This is a genomic window from Kribbella endophytica, assembly GCF_054781295.1.
Map to the genome: position 1 here is coordinate 3467463 of NZ_BAAGUR010000001.1, position 17916 is coordinate 3485378.

At 69.6% G+C, this 17916-nt stretch carries 13 protein-coding genes; 2 read left to right on the plus strand and 11 right to left on the minus strand.

Annotated features, from left to right (window positions below; genetic code table 11):
• Positions 1-70 precede the first annotated feature (70 nt).
• The 10 genes from ACYVIO_RS16620 to ACYVIO_RS16665 form a co-directional block, all read right to left on the minus strand.
• Positions 71-2236 (minus strand): CHAT domain-containing protein, encoded by a 2166-nt coding sequence (locus ACYVIO_RS16620; protein WP_460651668.1) that lies wholly within the window; start codon positions 2234-2236, stop codon positions 71-73.
• Between the two features lie 3 nt (positions 2237-2239).
• Positions 2240-2608, minus strand: coding sequence for a hypothetical protein (locus tag ACYVIO_RS16625; RefSeq protein ID WP_460651669.1), 369 nt, complete (start codon positions 2606-2608; stop codon positions 2240-2242).
• Positions 2609-2797: 189 nt separating this feature from the next.
• Positions 2798-3034, minus strand: a complete 237-nt coding sequence (locus ACYVIO_RS16630) for a hypothetical protein (protein WP_460651670.1) — start codon at positions 3032-3034, stop codon at positions 2798-2800.
• A gap of 80 nt (positions 3035-3114) precedes the next feature.
• Complete coding sequence (locus tag ACYVIO_RS16635; RefSeq protein ID WP_460651671.1) at positions 3115-3957, minus strand: ABC transporter substrate-binding protein; 843 nt, start codon at positions 3955-3957, stop codon at positions 3115-3117.
• A gap of 107 nt (positions 3958-4064) precedes the next feature.
• Positions 4065-5519 carry an aldehyde dehydrogenase family protein gene (locus tag ACYVIO_RS16640; protein WP_460651672.1) on the minus strand — a complete coding sequence of 485 codons (1455 nt, stop codon included), beginning with the start codon at positions 5517-5519 and terminating at the stop codon, positions 4065-4067.
• Positions 5520-5534: 15 nt separating this feature from the next.
• Positions 5535-6590: a zinc-binding dehydrogenase gene (locus ACYVIO_RS16645; protein WP_460651673.1), complete on the minus strand. Its 1056-nt coding sequence runs from the start codon at positions 6588-6590 to the stop codon at positions 5535-5537.
• Positions 6591-6601: 11 nt separating this feature from the next.
• Complete coding sequence (locus ACYVIO_RS16650) at positions 6602-7915, minus strand: MFS transporter (protein ID WP_460651674.1); 1314 nt, start codon at positions 7913-7915, stop codon at positions 6602-6604.
• A gap of 5 nt (positions 7916-7920) precedes the next feature.
• Positions 7921-9243 carry a phosphonoacetate hydrolase gene (gene phnA / locus ACYVIO_RS16655; RefSeq protein WP_460651675.1) on the minus strand — a complete coding sequence of 441 codons (1323 nt, stop codon included), beginning with the start codon at positions 9241-9243 and terminating at the stop codon, positions 7921-7923.
• A 97-nt stretch (positions 9244-9340) separates the two neighbouring features.
• Positions 9341-10234: a LysR family transcriptional regulator gene (locus ACYVIO_RS16660; RefSeq protein ID WP_460651676.1), complete on the minus strand. Its 894-nt coding sequence runs from the start codon at positions 10232-10234 to the stop codon at positions 9341-9343.
• Between the two features lie 87 nt (positions 10235-10321).
• Positions 10322-12499: an alkaline phosphatase family protein gene (locus tag ACYVIO_RS16665; protein ID WP_460651677.1), complete on the minus strand. Its 2178-nt coding sequence runs from the start codon at positions 12497-12499 to the stop codon at positions 10322-10324.
• 154 nt (positions 12500-12653) lie between these two features.
• On the opposite strand from ACYVIO_RS16665, the gene ACYVIO_RS16670 reads away from it, so the two are divergent.
• Complete coding sequence (locus ACYVIO_RS16670) at positions 12654-14720, plus strand: hypothetical protein (RefSeq protein WP_460651678.1); 2067 nt, start codon at positions 12654-12656, stop codon at positions 14718-14720.
• Here ACYVIO_RS16670 and ACYVIO_RS16675 read toward each other — a convergent pair.
• Positions 14710-15789 (minus strand): LacI family DNA-binding transcriptional regulator, encoded by a 1080-nt coding sequence (locus ACYVIO_RS16675; RefSeq protein WP_460651679.1) that lies wholly within the window; start codon positions 15787-15789, stop codon positions 14710-14712. The genes ACYVIO_RS16670 and ACYVIO_RS16675 overlap by 11 nt on opposite strands.
• 124 nt (positions 15790-15913) lie before the next feature.
• Between ACYVIO_RS16675 and ACYVIO_RS16680 the strand changes: the two genes are divergently transcribed.
• A complete protein-coding gene (locus ACYVIO_RS16680; RefSeq protein WP_460651680.1) occupies positions 15914-17902 on the plus strand; it encodes a PQQ-binding-like beta-propeller repeat protein in 1989 nt (662 codons plus the stop codon).
• Positions 17903-17916 lie beyond the last annotated feature (14 nt).

Sequence of the window (17916 nt, forward strand, 5' to 3'; positions counted from 1 at the left end):
CAGAACCTGGAGCGTAACCGCGCAGGCGGTCACGGACCGCCGCCGACCGGGCAACCGAGAATGGCGACTCTCAGAACTGTCCCAGGAAATTCAGACCGGCCGCCTGAGGGCGCTGTGTCACCGGATCGAGGGACAGGTAGGCGGAACGGAACGCAGCAGCCAGCGGTGTGCCCGAGAAGGCTCTCGTGTAGGTCCGGGTCAGGAGCTCGGCCGCCACCAGGTCGTCGATCGCCCAGACCCCACCGATGACGGTCGAGGAACCGGCCGCCAAGCACCCGAGCGACGCGGCGACGGAGCTTCGCGTCATCGCCGACCGGGCCGACCAGCAACAGCCCAGGACCACGACTGGAGGCAAGTCCATCGACAACATCGCGGCCGGCGACTTCACGTCGTCGGGGATCAGCATCCGGTACTCGAAACCGTCGCCCGTCGTGCCGTGCACGGCGATCGTCAGCAGGTCGACCTTCTCGCGCTCCAGGAACGACCGCAGCTCCTCCACCGAGCGGACCCGGGTGAAGTCGGCCAGGCCTTGCTCGGCGAGCTCGGACAGGACTCTCAGCTCGATCATCGCCCCCGGAAGGTCGTCGTCGAACACACCGACCACCCGCGGGCGATCCGGCAGCACCGCCTCGCGCATCCGCAGCGACGCCGCCAAGGAAGGTGCGATCACCAACTCCCGAACGGCATGAGGCGCCAGCCGCTGCCAGGGCAGCTCCCAACCCGCGGCATCGGGTACGACGATCACCCGTTCCTCGGCGAGGTCCTGGAACAGCAGGTGCGAGAGGTACTCGATCTGGTCCTGGCCCAAGCGCTCGGAGTCCTGCCCCAACGCGCCTCGAACAGCAGTGCTCCCGTACGGGTCGAGGTCCGTCGACCGTACGTCGACCGCGGGCTTGCCCGGACTCAGTCTGCAGACCACCACGCTGTCGCCGGTGTCGGACTCGTTGAGCGAGACCCACAGAATCGTGCAGTCCGGGAACCTGGCCCGGGCCTCGTCGAGGTCGAGCACCTCGGCATCGAGGCTGAGCAGGTCGAACATCGCCAGGTCGGCCGCCGCGGCCGTCGCAGTGAACGGATTCGGCCGACGGTGGTCGACCACCACTCCGTGCCGGATCTCATGGGAGAAGTCGACGACCTGGGCTGCGACCGCGCCGCTGTCGCCGCTGGGATCGCCGGCGTCGAGCGCGATCGCGTGCTTCTGGAGACGGACGAAGTACGACTCGCTGTCGAGCACCGTCCGCGACCGGCTGACGTGATCGGCAGCCAGCCGCCGGAGGCTGGCCAGGATGGCTGCCGGATCCGGCAGCAACTCGCCTTCGAGCCGGAAGAACTCGGCGAACAGCCGGTACGCCGCGCGGCTCGAACTGGAGTTCTCCTCAGCCATCGCCCGCTCGTAGGCGAGCGCGGCCTCCGGCCAGTCCCGTCGTCGGGCCGCCGCTGCGGCGCGGTTGATCAGCGACGTGTCGGCATCGGACGCACCCGCCTCCAAGGCGTCGCGCCCGCCCTCGACCCGCACGAGCCGTTGGGCCAGGTTGTACGCGTGATCGGTGGGGGAGACCGCGGCGAACTGGACTCTGGCGCGCTTCACCATCGCCCGGTGGTCGTCGAACCGCGCTTCCAGTTGGGCGATCTGAGCCTCGTACAGGGTCTGTACGACGCGGTAGCCGGGCGAGACCGGAGTCCTCGCGAGCTGCGCCAGTCCTCGCCGAAGGAGGTCGTGGTTGGCCGTCGAGTGCGCGGTGTGGATCGCGGCGTACAGCACCGCGCCCCGCTTCGTACGACGAGACGCGTGGTCGACCTCGACCAAGAGAGCCCGGGCGACGGCGCCGGCGAGCAGCGGCGGCATCGTGTAGATCTCCGCCTCGGGCCAGGCAGAGAGCAGGTAGAGGATGCTCTGATCGGCGTTGCCCGGCCTGATCTGCCCGGCCGCACGCCGGGCCGCGACGGCCTCGTCGGGCCGGCCCATCTCGTCCAACCGTCGCGCCGACTCCGTCAGCAGACTGGCGATGATCGTCCGCGTGATCGTCGGCAGTTGCCGTCCCATGAAGTGCTCGTCGAGCACCGACGTGACGTGTTCGACCGTCGAGCGGTAGACCGGCTCGCGGTCGATGCTCTCGAAGAGGCGGGCGACGGCCCGTAAGTCGTCCTGGTCGGCGGCGCTGAGCGCGTCGATCGGAACGATGCCGGCCCGCTCCGTGATCTTCGCCGCGATCGCCTTGAGCAGCCGCTCCTTCACGGCCTACCGGTCCCGCAGGCGGGTGAACACCGTCTTGCGGAGCAGCCGTTCGATCTCTTCGGTCGTCGTGTCCGCGGTGACCGGGATCCGCACCTGTCCACCGGGCCCGGACGCCTCCAGGTAGACGATCTCCTTCTTCGACCGGCGATCGGTCTTTTGGCGTCCGAACAGAGTCCGGCACATCTCCGCGAGCTCGGCCAGCGTCTTCGGCGTCTGCAGCAGCGAAACGGTCGTCGCGGCCCCGGTCGCGAATCCGGCCAGCAGTTCCCAGTCGACGTTCCGCCGCCCACTCACCATCTCGGCGAGATTCTGCTCCACCAAGTGCTCGGCGAGCTCAGCCGGCATCGCCAGCTCGATCGACGGGTGGTCCATCAGGTTCCCCCAGTGCGTTCTCAGGCGAAGCCCCGCCGCCCCGGCCCCCCAGTGGCTACTCTGCGTGCTTCGACTCAGCACTATGCACCCATCACGCTGCCTTGCCAAGCGCTGGATCTCAGATCCCGGATGACCTTCGGACCTGAACCGGCGCTGTGGCGGAGGAGCGGCCGGTTCAGGTCCGGGGGGTCAGTTCCACCAGTAGAAGTGGTAGCCGCCACCGCGGTAGTAGATCTTGCTGACGATGTAGTTCTTGACGAAGCCGTAGTCGGCCCACATCAGGTGGCACTTGTCGAAGTCGTAGCCGCACGAGACTTCGCCCTCTGCCTGTACGCCGGCCGGCTGCGCCTGCGCCACCGTCGTACCGCCGACCACTGCCACCGCTGCCATGCTCGCCACCGCAACCACGCGTGCCATGCGTCTCATCGGGATCTCCGCCTTCCCTTGCCGTGCGCAACATCGTTACGCCTTGTGGTAAGGCCGGTACCCGCAGTAATCGAGGCTAATCAGCCTTTTTTCTGGGCGATTGCGGCGGTGAGCGCGTCGGCGGCGGCTGCGGCGGCCTCGAAGGTGAGTGGAGGCTCCGGGTTCCACGGCAGGACCTGGCCGGTGGCAACGGCCGGGAGCTCGGCCCATTCCGGGATCTCCGCCAGCTGGTCCGCGCCGAGCGAGTTGGGCCGCTGGTCGTACAAGAAGATGTCGGCCGGATGGCTGCTGCCCAGGTCGGTCCACTTGACGACCTCCCACCCACCCTTCGCGCTGGTCGGCGCGAACGGAACGCCGGCATCGGCCAGCAGCCGCAGGGCAGGCCAGTACGCCGGGTTGGCGACGTACGCGTCGGTCGGCGTACCGCCGGAGAACGCCAGCACCTGTACGCCGTCCGCCGCGCCGCCCAGCCTCTCGAGCGCCGACGACAACGCTGCCTCGTCGTCCTCGGCCGTCCCACCCAGAGCCTCCGCCAACGCGTGGAAGCGCCCGACGACGTCCTTGAACTCCGGCTCCCCGGCGATCCGGATCAGCACGATCGGCGCCAGCTCGCCGAGCTTGCCCGCCACGGCTTCGGAGACGCCGTACACCTCACCCGCGTACGTCACCCCGACGATCAGATCAGGCCGCAACGAGTCGACCAGTTCCTCATCGACAGCGTCCCCGGCGCCAACGCTCGGCACGTCCAATCCCGCCACCGCGGCACCACCACTGTCCGCCTGGTGCTGCGACCCGAAGTACCCGACCACCGGAACCCCGAGCCGCACCAATGTCTGTGCCGCCTGCCCGTAGGCCAACACCCGCTGCGGCCGCGCGGCGACCTCAACGTTCTGTCCACGATCATCCTCGAACGACCAGCTCATACCGTCACCCTCCTACCAGGAGGCGGCCCAACCACGACAGCCCCAGCCGATGAAGTCCGCACCCATCATCGCCGCCGCGCCCCGTGGAGAAACCTGAAGTCCGCCACTCAGTACGCGATGCAGGCCGAGCGGAGATCGGTGTAGAAGTTCCACACGTCCGGCGAGCACTCGGGAGCACCGAGCTGCGAGGCCTTCGCGCCCATGTGCGGCAGGTGTGAGTACGCGCCGACGCCGGGCCGGTTGACGTGCAGCATGCCGGCCTCGAAGTCCTGCAGGGCCTGGAACATCAGTGCCGGGTTCTGCGTGAAGATCGTGCCGGACATCCCGTAGCGCACGGAGTTCGAGATCCGCATCGCGTCGTCGTACCCGTCGCAATCGATCACCGACAGGACGGGACCGAAGACCTCCTCCTGCGCGATCTCGCTGTCCCACGGTACGTTGACCAGCACGGTCGGCTCGACGAACCACCCCTTGGTGTCCGTCGTCGCAGCACCACCTCCGGCCGCGACCGTCGCACCCGCGCGACGAGCGGAGTCGACGCCGTCGAGACAGGCCTGCATCCGTACGTCGTTCACGACCGGACCGATGTCCGCCCAGTCCTGGTCGCCCGGTCCGACCCGCATCGCCTCGACGCGTGGGATGAGACGACTCAGCAGCTCGTCCTTCACCGCCCGGTCGACGATGATCCGGCTCGTCGCACTGCACCGCTGACCGCTCTGGCCGAAGGCGCCGTGCACGATCGCGTCGACCGCCGCGTCCAGGTTGGCATCCGCGAGCACGATCAGCGCGTTCTTGCCGCCGAGCTCGAGCTGGGTCCGCAGCAGCCGGTGCGCGCCGGCGTCGTTGATCGCCTGCCCGACCGGCAACGAGCCGGTGAACGAGATCCCCTTCACCCGTTCGTCCGCGACCAGCGTCTCGCCCGGGATGCGGTCGCCCTGCACGAGGTTGAGCACCCCGGCCGGTACGCCGGCGTCCGCGAACGCCTGGACCAGCAGCGCCGACGTCCACGGCGTCAACGGCGACGGCTTCAGTACGGCGGTGCACCCGGCGATCAGCGCGGGCGCGACCTTCCACATCGGGATCGCGAGCGGGAAGTTCCACGGCGTGATCAGCCCGACCACGCCGAGCGGCCGGCGGAAGGTGATCGCGAGCGTCCGGGGCTCCTCGGCCGGCGTGGTGATGCCGTTCAGCCGTCGCGCCTCGCCGACGGTGAAGTCGAGGATCGCCAGCGATCGCCGGACCTCGCCGCGGGCTTCGCTGATCCGTTTGCCCTGCTCGCGGGTGATGGCTGTGGCGAACTCCTCGAGCCGTTCCTCGATCAGCCGCCCGGCCTTGGCGACGAGCTTGCCGCGCTCGATCGGACCGAGCTGGTCCCACTCGGCCTGCGCCGCGGAGGCCGCGTCGATCGCGGCCGTGGTGTCCGGTACGCCGGACTCGGCGAAGCCGCCGATGACGTCGTCGACCTGGGCGGGGTTGAGGTTGTCGCGGGTCTCGCCGCTGCTGCTCGGTCGCCAGCAGCCGTCGATGTGGTTGAGCAGGTGGTCGGCGTACGGGGAGGTCATGAGGTGTCCTCTGGGTCAGCTCGTCGACAGGGCGATGCGGGGCGCGGTGCCGCGGCGGGCCTCGGCCACCGCGGCGTCGATCTCGGTGAGTGGGTAGGGATCGGGGACCAGGTCGGCGAACAACGACCGCGCCGGGGTCTCGTGCAGGAAGCGGACCGCCTCGGCGAGGTCGTCGACGCGGTAGTTGTGACAACCGACGATCCGGCTCAGGTTGCGGACGAACCCGCTCGGCTCGAACGCGACGGCCGGTCCCGGCGACACCGAGCCGATCAGCGCGACGGTCCCGTCGAGCGCGACGAGGTCGATCGCCGACTGCACGGCTGCGCTGTTGCCGGACAGTTCGAGTACGACGTCAGCGCCGTACTCGTCGATCGCGGCGGCCAGGTCAGCCGGCCCGCAGACCACGTCGGCGCCGAACTCCTTGGCCAGGTCCCGTCGGCTTCCGTCAACGTCGCTGGCGATCACGTGGGCCGCGCCGCGTTCGCGGGCGTAGGCCACGGCGGTCAGGCCGAGCATGCCGCAGCCGATCACGACCACCGTGTCGCCCGCGGCCAGTTCCGCACGCCGGGCCGCGCACACGACCGTCGCGGTCGCACAGTTGGCCGGGGCCGCGACCGCGGCCGGTATCCCGGCCGGGACGGCGACCAGCCCGGTGCCGGCGATGAGATGGACGGCGGACGCCATGCCGCCGTTGAGACGCCAGTGGTCGTCCATCGCTTCGTGGCCGTACTTGCGGACCGTCGCGCACTTCTGCGGTACGCCGCGAGCGCAGCGCCGGCAGGTGCCGCACGCCGTACCGATGGTCCAGGTGATCCGATCGCCGACGGCGGCCGGCGTACCGTCGGACAGCGCTGCCGTCGTACCGATGGCCGCGATCCTGCCGACCGCTTCGTGGCCGAGAACGGTCGGCAGCGGCGTCGGCCGGTCGCCCGCGATCGTGTGCAGGTCGCTGCCGCAGATCGTCGCCAGCTCGAGGTCGACCAAGACCTCGCCGGGACGCAGCTCGGGGAGTGCCTCCTGGACCAGCGTGAATCCGTCGCCGTTCCACACCGCGGCTGTTGCCTTGGTCATCGAAACCCCCTTCACCGGCGGATCGTCAGCGCCACCAGGGCACTGGCGACACAGCTGCCGGCAACGATCGGGAAGATGTAGCTGGTCTGTCCGGTGCTGTCCATGATGTGCCCCACCAGGGGTTCAGCGGCACCCGCGAACAGGTACGAGAAGAAGTTGACGACGCCGGTCGCCGTACCGGCCATCCGTTTGCCGGCGATGTCCGGGCAGAGCGCCCAGAACGACGACTGCGGGCCGTAGACGAAGAAGCCGGTCAGGAACAGGACGCCGATCCCGGTCACGGTGCCGAGCGGGACGAGGAACATGATCATCGCGAACAACGCCCCGAGCAGCATGAAGATCGCGATCGGCCGGTCCCGGCGGGACCCGAACAGCCGGTCCGAGACCTGCCCGTTGGTGAGCGCGCCGACGGCCATTCCGACCGGCAGGGCGACGGAGATCCAGATCGGGTTGATCGCGCCGCCGCCGCTCTTCCAGTCGGCGCCGAGGAAGTACACCGGGACCCAGATCAGCAGGCCGTACCGGGCCGCGTTCTGGAAACCGATCGCGATGCCGGTGGACCAGATCCGGCCGCTCGACAGTACGGCGCGGTACCGGTCGATCGAGCGGTCACCCGCGGTCAGCTCTCGGCCGTCGGGCGCGACGGCCTCCTGCTGCTCGGTGAACGACTGCGGCGGGGTGACGCCGGCCTGCTCCGGGTTCTCCCGGGAGACGAAGTAGAAGGTGATCCCACCGACCAGCATCAGCAGGACCGGGACCCGGAAGATCCAGTGCCAGTCGAGGCCGAAGGTGTCCACGACCAGGGTCGAGGTCACGTACGCGAGCACCGACGCCATCCTGGCGGCGAACGTGTAGAAGCCGAGGCTCGTGCCGCGTTCGCGCGGCGTCCACCAGTTCGCGATCACTCGGCCGCCGGACGGCCAGCCCATCGCCTGGGCGAACCCGTTCGCGCCCCAGGCGAGCGCGAGGCTCTTCGGCCCGATGGCGAAACTCGTGCACCAGTTGAGGATCGTGGACAGGATCGCGCCCAGCGCCATGATCCGGCGGCCGCCGAGCTTGTCGGCCAGGTTGCCGTTGATCATCTGACCGGCGGCGTAGCACCAGAGCAGGCCGCCGCTGATCGCGCCGAGCGTGGTCTTGCTCAGGCCGAGGTCGGCCTCGATACCGGGGATCGCGAAGCCGAACGTCTGCCGGCCGGTGTAGAAGAACAGGTAGCAGAACATCGCGGACAGCAGCATCCGCCACTTCAGCCGCCGGAACCGTTGCTCCGACACGGTTTCCAGCGGGACGACCACTTCGTCGGGGGACTTTCCGGTGATGGACATGGCGGTCACACCTCTGCGGTCTGCGGGACGTGGGTGGTGGCCACCCAGAAGGCGTCGTAGTTGTGGACGAGTCCCGCGGCGTCGAGGCCGTCGGGACGAGACAGCACGCGGTTGATCAGGAACGGGATGTTCTGCTCACCGAGCGCGCCGTGGGAGCGCAGCGGCGCGTCCAGTTGGGTGAGGTCGTGCCAGGCGGCGTACCGGCCCAGCGCCGTACCGGCTTCGGCCAGTACGACGAGGTCGCCGATTCGGTCCGCGGGCAGCGCGTAGCGGTCGGCTGCGTCGGCCCGGTCGTGCACGGCCTCGATCCCGTCGATCGCCTGGAGTGCCGAGGCGACGGCGTCCCGGTCGGCCGACGGCGGCAGGTAGACGCTGGCGAAGGAGCCGAGCGCGCCGTGGTGCACGGTGTACGGATCGGTGATCGGGAGGATCACCCGTACGCCGTCCAACGGCTGCTCGGAGCTCGCGCCGAGCAGAGCCTGAACCTCCTCCTCGACGTACACGACGTTCGGGCGGCCGTCGGCGCCGGACTTGGCGCTCATGCCGTGGTCGGCGGTGAGGACGACGATCGCGCCGAGCTCGTCCAGCTGTTCGGCGTACCGGTCGATCATCGCGTAGAAGTCGTTCGCGGTTTCGGTGCCCGGAGCATGCTTGTGCTGGATGTAGTCGGTGAGCGACAGGTACATCAGGTCGGCGCCGCGGCCGCGCAGGATCTCGACCCCCGCGGCCAGGGCGAACTCGCTGAGGTCCGCGCTGTAGACCTCGGGCAGCGGTCGGCCGACGAGCGCGAGCACGTCGTCGATCCCGTTGTCCGCGATCGTTGCCTCGTCCGCCTTCTCGGCCGAGAAGCAGATGCCGTGGCGCCTCGGCTCGACGAAGCCGCCGCCGTCGAGGCTGGGACCGGCCTCGACCAGACCGGCGCCGAGCAGCCGGCGCAGCTTGTCCTTCGCGGTCACGACGACGACGTCCAGCCCGGCCTCGTTCGCCGCTGCGAACAGCGTCGGCGCACGCAGGAAGCGCTTGTCGTTCATCAGCACCTCCTCGCCGGACTCGGCGTCGAAGATGTAGTTGCCGCTGATCCCGTGCACGGCCGGCGGCCGGCCGGTGGCGATCGAGACGTTGTTCGGGTTCGTCAGCGCAGGCATCGCGCAGTACGCCGGCCAGGAGGTCCCGCCGTCGGCGAGCGTCTTGCTCAGCCACGGCATCCGCCCGGCCGCCATCGCCTGTTCGTGGTAGTCCGGTTCGCTGCCGTCGATGCAGATCACCACGACCGGGCAGTCAGGCGTGGTGTACGTACGGCCGTTGACGCTGAACGTCGTCGCGGTCACGGAGTCTCCCGAGGGTCGTTCCTGTTGGACGCCCTCAGCGTGTCCCCGCCGGACTCAGCCGGGTAGCCGGCTTCGGCTTATCGGAGCTATAACCCCGTCAGTGCGGCCATTCCGCGGTCGCCCGCACCAGGGCGGCGAAGGCTTCCTCGGGAGGCGTCAGAAGCCGGTCGGCCCGGCGTACGAGGGAGACCTCGCGGCTGGGAGGCGGCGGCTGGACGTCGAGGCAGACGAGGAAACCGGCGTCGACCTCACGGCGTACGGCGTGCTCGGACAGTACGGCGAGGCCGAGACCCTGCTGGACCGCCTCCTTGACCGTGTCCGGTCCCCAGAGATCCCAGGTCTCGACCTTGTCGAGCTTCCAGTCCCGGAGGCTCTGCTCCTGGAGCCGGCGCGTGGCCGACCCCTGCTCGCGCAGCAGGAAGCGCTGGTCGGCGAGGTCGGCGGTCGAGACCGGCCGCCCGGCGAGCGGGAACCCGGCGGCCGCGACGAGCACGAGGTTCTCGGTCAGCAGCGGTTCGCTGACCAGCGCGTCGGCCGTCGGCTTGCCCGCGCACAGGCCGAGTCCGACCTCGCCGAGCATCAGCCAGGACTCGACGGTGTCCTCGTTGCCGACCCGGATCTGGCAGGAGACCTTGGGCGCCCGCGCGGCGAACTCGCCGATCAGGCGCGGGACGAGGTACGTGCCGAGCGTCGTCGTACCGGCGACGACTAGCTGACCCGCCTCGAGCCCGCGGTAGCCGGCGGCGGCGTGCTCCAGGCGCTCGAGCAGGGTGAAGACCTCGCGGGCGTGGTCGACCACCACCGCGCCGGCCGGGGTCGGCTGCGCGCCCTGCGGACCGCGCTGGACCAGGCTGACACCGAGGCTGCGTTCGAGCGCGCGGATGTGGTTGGAGACGGCCGGCTGGCTCATGTAGAGCGCCTTCGCGGCGGCCGAGAAGCTGCCCTCGTCGACCACACGCACGAGGATTCCGAGCTGGGTGAGACTGAGCATCGGGGCCGCCTTCGTCGGGTGCGCGGCCATCCTCGCACCAACGCGCGGCACCCGCACGCCGGTGGTCGGCGTACGGGTGCCCGGCTCTCAGGACAGCTTGAGCGTGGGCGCGTCGATCGCCCAGTAGCCGTTGTCGCCGGTCAGGTGCCAGCCGATGCGGACCTTGCCTGCGCCGGGAGGCGTCTTCACCTGCAGACTCATCGGCTTGCTGATGTCGAACCGCGCGGTGTCGGCCGACCACAGGACGGCGGTGGTGCCGTTGTCGAACTCGGCGATCACCTCGGCCTTCTGCTCGCCGTCCGGCTGCTTGTAGTGGCTGGCGTACTCGACGGTGACGGTCCGGCCCTTGGTGTTGTGCCACGGCGACCACAGGGTCGAGTCGAACGTGCCGGCCGGGGTGTTGGCGCTGCTCCACTCCTTCGCGTCGGCGACCGCGACGACGTCACGACTGCGGACGAACGAGCCGCGGCCCTCGCCCTCGCCGCTGGTGGCCCAGAACTCGTTGGTCATCAGGTTCCAGCCGCGGAACTCCGTGACGCCGCCCTCGACCTTGCCGGTCCGCGCCCAGCCGGTCGGCAGTTGCGGCGTCCAGCCGCCGGACGCGGGCGGCTTGGCGGGTTCGTCCACGACGGGTCGATCGGCCTTGACCGTGTCGAAGGGGTCGTTGCTCGGCGTACCGATCGGAATGCCGTCGAGGTTCCAGGCCGGATCGACCGGGACCCGCAGGTGCTTGAGGATCGTCGGGGTGACGTCGACCTGACGCCACTCGCGGACCGGCGTACGGCGGGTGATGTCGCCGCCGCTCGCGAGGATCCAGCCCGTCCTGGTGGTGTGCTGGTCGCCGCCGTGGCTCTGGCCGCTGGAGCCGTGGTCGGTGGAGACGATGACGAGCCAGTTCTCGGACTTGTACGTCGGCCGGGAGCGCATCGCCTGGACCAGCTGCCCGATGTAGGCGTCCAGGTTCTCGATCGCCTGCACGTACTGCGGGGTGTCGGAGCCGATGCCGTGCCCGGTCGCGTCGCCCTGGTGCAGGTAGGTGTAGACGAAGTCCGGGTTGTGCTCGGACAGCGCCTCGATCGACGCGCTGGTGCTCTGCCGGTCGGTCGTCTGGGTGTCCGGACCGGTCTGCTGCATCTTCACGTCGGGGGAGGCGATCAGGAACTGGTTCAGCGGGGTCCAGTCGAGCGTCGTGAAGGTGGACAGCGCGGGGTTGGCGCGTTCGAGCCGCGTGGTGACGTCGGGGTAGTTCACCAGGTTGTTCCCGGCGAACGAATTGTCCATCACCTTGTGCTTGTCGGGCCAGACACCGGTGAGCATGTTGGAGTGCCCTGGACCGGAGTTCGTGCCGGTGATCGCGTTGTCGTGCAGGTACGACGGCCCGAACTGCCCTTGCTTCGCGAGCGCGTCGAGGTGCGGAGTGTTTGCCTGCAGCAACCTGTCGTAGCGGACGCCGTCGACGTCCACGAACAGCACCTTGCGATGGCTGGTCCCGTTCGGCAGGTCGCCCGGTCCTGGGTTGTGCGGCATCGGCGCCTCGGCTCCTTCGCGCGGCTGGTCGGTGATGTCGACGTCGTCGATCGCCCAGTACCAGTCGTTCTGGGCCTTCTCGACGTTCCAGGTGGCGGTCATCCGCTGCGCGCCGGCGGGCACCTTGACCGGTTGGGTGACGGTGCGGTTCTCGAGGTAGGTCTGGTCGCCGAGGCTGCTGGTGCTGTACGTGAAGAGTTTCGTCCGCGGGCCACCGTCGAAGGAGACTTCGAGGCTGGCCTGCTGCGGGCCGGTCTGGCGGTAGCTGGAGTCGTAGTTGACGTGGACCTGGCTCTTGCCCGCGACGTCGATCGCCGGGGACGTCAGCGCGCTGTCGAAGATCAACGTGTCGGCGGGGTTGTTCTTGTCGTCCCACTCGTCGTCATCGGCAACGGCCAGGACGCCTTCGGCCTTGGTGAAGTTCTCCCGGCCCTGGCCTGGGGCTGCGGTCGACCAGAACTGGGGTGTGGTGAACGACCAGCCGCGCCACTCGGTGACGCCGGAGGCGGCGACGACGGGTGAGGTGGTGACGGTCCAGCCGGGCGGGGCGGTAGGGGAGAAGCCGAGGACGTCGGCGGGGACTGTTGTCTCGTCGACTCGTGGTTTCAGTTGTGCGGTGAGCCCGTCGAAGTTCTCGGCGAGCGCCGCCGTACTGGTGGCTTGGGCGGGAGGTGGGGCCGCGACGACCGCGGCGGCGACGGCGAGGACGGCCAGCGCCGAGAGTGCTCTTGGGGGCATGGTCAGCATCGTGACCAGGGCGTTGTGGTGGGCGGTAGACGGTTGCTGCGTATAGGGACCATCAGCAAAGGCGTATGACCGTGATCTTGCTGGGGGTGACGGCGAAACCTAGCGTTCCGGCCATCGCCCATCGCTTGTTGAGGAACGGATGCTCATGTCCCTGCAACGCTTCCTGCGCCGAACCTCAGCCACGCTGGTGGTGTCGGCGCTCGCCTTCAGTGCTCTGCCGCAGACCGGCCTGGCCGTGTCGCCGGCATCGGCTCCTTGCACGCTTTCTCCGGCGGTTGGTGAGTCTCCCGCCGGCTGTGTCACCGCCAAGCTGACGCTCGATCGCGTCCCGGCCGTCGGCCAGAGCGCGACCGCGACGGTCGTGCTCGCGTCGGAGGTCGACCTTCCGCGTGCCGAGCTCGCCGTGCGGCTTCCTCAGGGCTTGCGAGTTACGTCAGACGGCTTCTCTGCCCCGCAGGCTCGGGGACTCGACACCGTTGTCACCAAGCCTTTGGCTCTCGGCCGAAGCGGTTCGAAGGTGACGTTCACCGTCTTGGCCGAGGTCGCAGGACCAGCGCAGCTGCAAGCCGACCTGACCGACCTCTCCGCACCGGCCGCCGAGCGATCCGCCCACGCGACGCGCGAGATCACCGTGGGGGCGACCTCCCGAGCAGCTTCCGCCAGGGCGACGGACGCACGCCGTACGGACGGATCACTCGTCACCCAGCGCCCGGCCGCAGCCAGCCCCGCAGCGGCGGGACAGATCTGCGCCACCGGCAAGCTCACCTACGCGACGTACGACGGCACCTGGCACCCCGGCCGCCGCGTCGCCGTCAACATCCTCGGCCGCCGCACCGCCGCCGCGGAAACGACAACGCTCGCCTCCGGCCTGACCGCCGCAACCGACGGCACCTACCGCCTCTGCTTCAAGCACTCCGGCCCAGCCCTGGCCATGATGTGGGCGCAGTTCTCCACCCGCACGAGCTGGTGGGAGGTCACCGAGATGACCGGCGCGACGCCGTACTTCGTCGACGTCGCGCCGCTGACCAACGTCCCCGCGGGAACCACGCAGTCCTTCGGGACCGTGTCGCCGAGCGCGCTGCAGATGCCGGCGTACGACGCGTTCGACGTGATCAACAACGTGTACGCGATGCGGGGATCAGGTAACGAGTGCTGGACGCGCGAGGAGACCGGCACCTGCTCGCGGCTGAAGGCGCGCTGGGCGCCGGGCAACACTGACGGCGGCTACTACAACACCGACCCCGCGATCCGCGCGGTCTTCCTCACCGACGCGATGCCGGACGCTCGGCACCCGGTCGTGCACGAGGCCGGGCACAACCTTCAGCACCTGCTCTACAACTGGTACTGGCCGCCCTTCGACTGCCCGTCGCCGCACTCCCTGCACCGCGTGACCGGACCGATGTGCGCCTGGACCGAGGGCTTCGCGAACGCCGTGACGGGTTATGCGATGGGCGACGGCCGGTACTACTACAACGTCACCGACTGGATGGACCTGATGCAGACAGGCTTCCAGAACACCAGCCAGGCGCCGGCCCGGACCAACCCCGACAACGGTCAGGACGTCGAGGCACGGGTCGCCGGCGCGATGATCGCGCTGTGGCGCGGGACCGACGGGGGTCCGCGGCGCACGCTGGACAACATGGATCGGTACGTGTCCGACTCCTTCGAGGAGTGGTTCACCGTCGACCGGCCGAAGTCGAACCTTGCCGTCGGCAAGAAGGCGCTCGACGTCCTGGCCCGCCACACGATCGTGTACGGCGGGACGCGGCAGGCTGTGACGAACGGTGGCCTGGAGGACCAGGGCAACGGCTGGACCTGGACCGGCGGAGTCGTCGGTGCCTTCGGCTACTACCCGGCCCACACCGGCCGCTACTACGCCTGGATGGGCGGCAACGGCGTACCGAACGAGGACACGTTGAGCCAGACCGTGAAGGTGCCGGCCCGAGGCCTCCTCCGCTTCCACCTACGCATCGCGACCACCGAGCCCACCACCGCCAAGCCCGACACCCTGGCTCTGCAAGTAGTTGCTGGAGGCAACACGACGCCGCTGTACACCTGGTCCAACACCGACGCCGTTCCTGGCTACGCGGAGCGGGTGATCGACCTCAGCAACTTCGCAGGCCAGTCCGTCACCCTGCGCTTCGTCAGCACCGAGGACCAGGGCGAACAAACCGACTTCCTGCTCGACGACCTCTCGCTCACTACGCCCTGACCGCACCGCAGCTGGCGCGGATCCGTAGTTCCGGCCGCAGCAGCAGGTGATGCAGCGGGCGGGCTGGATCGTCCAGGCGCTGGACGAGCAGGTTCACCGCGGTCGCGCCGACCTCCGTCCGAGGCGGCGCGACGGCGGTGAGCGGGGGATCGGACAGGGCGGCGAGTTCGTCGTCGTAGGCAACGATCGCGAGGTCGCCGGGGATGTCGACGCCGAGCTGCCGCAGCCGGCTCACCAGCGGCAGCGCCGCGACGTCGTGGTGCACGATCAGCGCGTCGAGCTTTCCCGCGCGGACGTCTCGCCGGATCGACTCGGCCGTTCTCTCCAGCTCCACCGGGCTTTCGTCGCGCAGTTCGCGGGCGTTCTCGGGTGGGAGCTCCAGCGCCGCGAGCGCCGCGTCGTACCCGGTGACGAGCCGGGGAGCGGTGATGGTGTCGAAGTGCAGCAGGCCGATCTGCCGATGCCCGAGTCCTGCGAGGTGCTGCACCGCGTCGTACGCGCCCTGCTCGTGATCGGTGGCGACGTGCTCGATCGTCGCCGACTGCCAGCCGGCACGGCGCTCGGCCAGGACGACGGGAACGGGGATCGAGCGGAGCCAGGCCTCGGTCTCGGTCGACCTCTGCGGGTCGAGCCGAGTCGCGATCACCACGCCGTCGACGCCGGACTCGAGCAGGCGCGCGACCTGGACGCGTTCCTCGGCGACGTCGTTCTGGGAGACGCCGAGGACGATCCGGGCGCCGAGCGCGTCCGCCGTGCTGCCCGCGCCGCTGACGACCTTGGGGTAGTAGTACGACGCGTGGGGGACGACCATGCCGAGCGTGTAGTTCGTCGTCCGGGCCGGGCGGTCGGCGGCTTGCGGCGTCCGGCTGGTGGGTTGCGACGGGCGGGCGTCGACGCGGGTGGCGCCGCCGTGGACGCGGTGGAGCAGGCCGCGGCGGGCCAGTTCGCGGACGTCGACCCGGACGGTGACGGCCGCGACGCCGAGCTCCTCGGCCAGCTCGCGCACGGTGATCGAGCCCTTCGCGTCGACGAGCTCGAGGACGGCACGATGCCGTTCGTCCGCATTCATGGGCCAAACGATATCATTTGCCCTGGATAATTTGGCTCGATCTGCGTCGGCTGACCTGTTGACAGGCATCGAATGACATCAAACGATGTCATTCGATAGGGATGCTGCGAAACTGGGAGAGGCCATGACGAACCTGCACCGCCGGACCTTGCTGCAAGCGACGGCCGCCGTCGGAATCGCCGGAGTGCTCGGGCGGCCGGCCGCTGCCGCCGGCGCCGCGCCGCGCACGACCATCACCGACCTCGGGCCGGCGGTCGTCCAGTTCGCGTTGATGAGCGCGATCGTCGTGGGGGACGTCGTCTACATCGGCACCCGCAACGTCTCACCCTGCCGGGTGGTGGCCTACCACGTCCCGACTCGCGAGGTGATCGGCCGCGCGGACCTCACGACCGGGTACAGCATCCAGGCGCTGGCCGCCGATCCGACCGGCCGCTACCTGTACGCCGGCGTACTGCAGAAGTCGGGCGGCCCGCAGCCGAACCTGCACCGGTGGGACCTGTCGACGCCCGACCAGCCGGCCGTCGCGATCGGGCGCATCGGCGATCGGGACGTGCGTGATCTGACCGTGGCGCCGGACGGAGTGGTCTTCGCCGTGGGCGGCGGCAGCTCGACCGCGCCGGCGTTGTGGCAGTTCGACCCGGCGACCGGTTCCGTGTCGAACCTCGGCGTACCGGATCCTGGTGCGACGCTCGCCCGTGCTGTCGCGGCGACCTCGACCACGGTGTTCTTCGGCGCGGGCAGCACGCTGGGCGGCGGCGGATCCACGAGCCGGGCCTGCTTGTTCGCCTACGACCGCGCCGCCGGGAGCTTCGCGAACGTGACGCCGAGCGAGCTGCTCGTCGACTCGAGCATGCGCGACCTCGCCATCGTCGGCGACCGCCTGGTGGCCGGTACGGCGGGCGGCCCCGCGCCGGCCAAGATCGCGCTGATGGACCTCGCGGACCTGTCGAAGTACACACTGGCCACGCTCGACGGCGAGGTCACCAAGATGTACGCCGCCGACGGCGACGCCGTCTACTACTCCGCCGAGTCGGGCCTTGAGTCGGTCTCGCTGTCCACTGCCGCCGTGAGCGCGGTCCCGTACGACGGCCCGTCGCTCGGCGAGGTCTGGGGCGTCGGCTTCCGCGCCGGAAAGATCCTCGTCGTCTCCGGCTACGGTTTCGTCGCGGAGGTCGACCCGGCGACGGGGAAGTCCGTCGTCACGGATCTCGTGGCCGCGGGCGCCCAAGCCGATCCGCAGACGGTGATGGGCATCGCCGCCGGATGCGGCGCGGTCTACGTCGGTGGGAACGGCACGATCGCGCGGCACTCCCTGCGCGGTGGTGAGCCGACGTACCTGAGGGCGCCCGGCGAGGCGAAGGACGCCGAGGTCGTCAACGGTATCCTCTACACCGGCCAGTACAGCTCGCAGGGAATCTGGAAGTACAACCCCGCCGACGGCCGCCCGCCGCACCAGGCCGCGTCCTTCCCTGGTGGGCAGAACCGCCCGCTCGACACGTGCTGGGATCCCGTCCGCCGACGCCTGCTGGTCGCCGTACAGTCCGACACCGAAGGCAGTGGAGCGCTGTGGACCTACGATCCGGCCACGTCCCGCAAGGCTGCTTTCGCGAACCCCATCGACGACGTGCAGCTCGTCCGGGCAGTTGCTGTTAGCAACGGTATTGCCTACCTCGGCGGCGACAACGCCCAAACCACCGGCCCGCGCGGCACGGTCGTCGCCTTCGATCCCGTCCGGGGCCGGGAACTCTGGCGCCTGGAGTCCGGCCGCCCGTACGGCGTCGGCTCCTTGGCCGTCCATGGCAACCACCTTTACGGCATGGCGCTGAAGGGCGGCTTCCTCGTCATCGACCTGATCCGCCGAGAGGTGATCCACACCGCCGACCACCGCGCGGTCTGCCCCCAGTGGTCCGCGACGCTCCTCAACCGGGGCCACATCTACACAGCCTCCGACACGACGCTGATGCGCTTCGACCCCAAGACCTTCGCGATGACGGTGGTAGCCCCCAACCTCAACGGCTCCTGGTACAGCGGCTGCCACGTCAACCGCGACGAACAAGGCATCCTCTACACCATGCGAGGCTCCAACCTCGTAGCCATCAACGACAAACCCTGATCAGCGGACGGTCT

What these genes read in the sequence shown, in the direction of transcription:
- ACYVIO_RS16645 (WP_460651673.1), bottom strand. Translation starts at nt 6,590, where the DNA reads ATGACCAAGGCAACAGCCGCGGTGTGGAACGGCGACGGATTCACGCTG.
- ACYVIO_RS16680 (WP_460651680.1), top strand. Translation starts at nt 15,914, where the DNA reads ATGACGAACCTGCACCGCCGGACCTTGCTGCAAGCGACGGCCGCCGTC.
- ACYVIO_RS16635 (WP_460651671.1), bottom strand. Translation starts at nt 3,957, where the DNA reads ATGAGCTGGTCGTTCGAGGATGATCGTGGACAGAACGTTGAGGTCGCC.
- ACYVIO_RS16630 (WP_460651670.1), bottom strand. Translation starts at nt 3,034, where the DNA reads ATGAGACGCATGGCACGCGTGGTTGCGGTGGCGAGCATGGCAGCGGTG.
- ACYVIO_RS16660 (WP_460651676.1), bottom strand. Translation starts at nt 10,234, where the DNA reads ATGCTCAGTCTCACCCAGCTCGGAATCCTCGTGCGTGTGGTCGACGAG.
- ACYVIO_RS16670 (WP_460651678.1), top strand. Translation starts at nt 12,654, where the DNA reads ATGTCCCTGCAACGCTTCCTGCGCCGAACCTCAGCCACGCTGGTGGTG.
- ACYVIO_RS16640 (WP_460651672.1), bottom strand. Translation starts at nt 5,519, where the DNA reads ATGACCTCCCCGTACGCCGACCACCTGCTCAACCACATCGACGGCTGC.
- ACYVIO_RS16675 (WP_460651679.1), bottom strand. Translation starts at nt 15,789, where the DNA reads ATGAATGCGGACGAACGGCATCGTGCCGTCCTCGAGCTCGTCGACGCG.
- ACYVIO_RS16650 (WP_460651674.1), bottom strand. Translation starts at nt 7,915, where the DNA reads ATGTCCATCACCGGAAAGTCCCCCGACGAAGTGGTCGTCCCGCTGGAA.
- ACYVIO_RS16665 (WP_460651677.1), bottom strand. Translation starts at nt 12,499, where the DNA reads ATGCCCCCAAGAGCACTCTCGGCGCTGGCCGTCCTCGCCGTCGCCGCC.
- ACYVIO_RS16625 (WP_460651669.1), bottom strand. Translation starts at nt 2,608, where the DNA reads ATGGACCACCCGTCGATCGAGCTGGCGATGCCGGCTGAGCTCGCCGAG.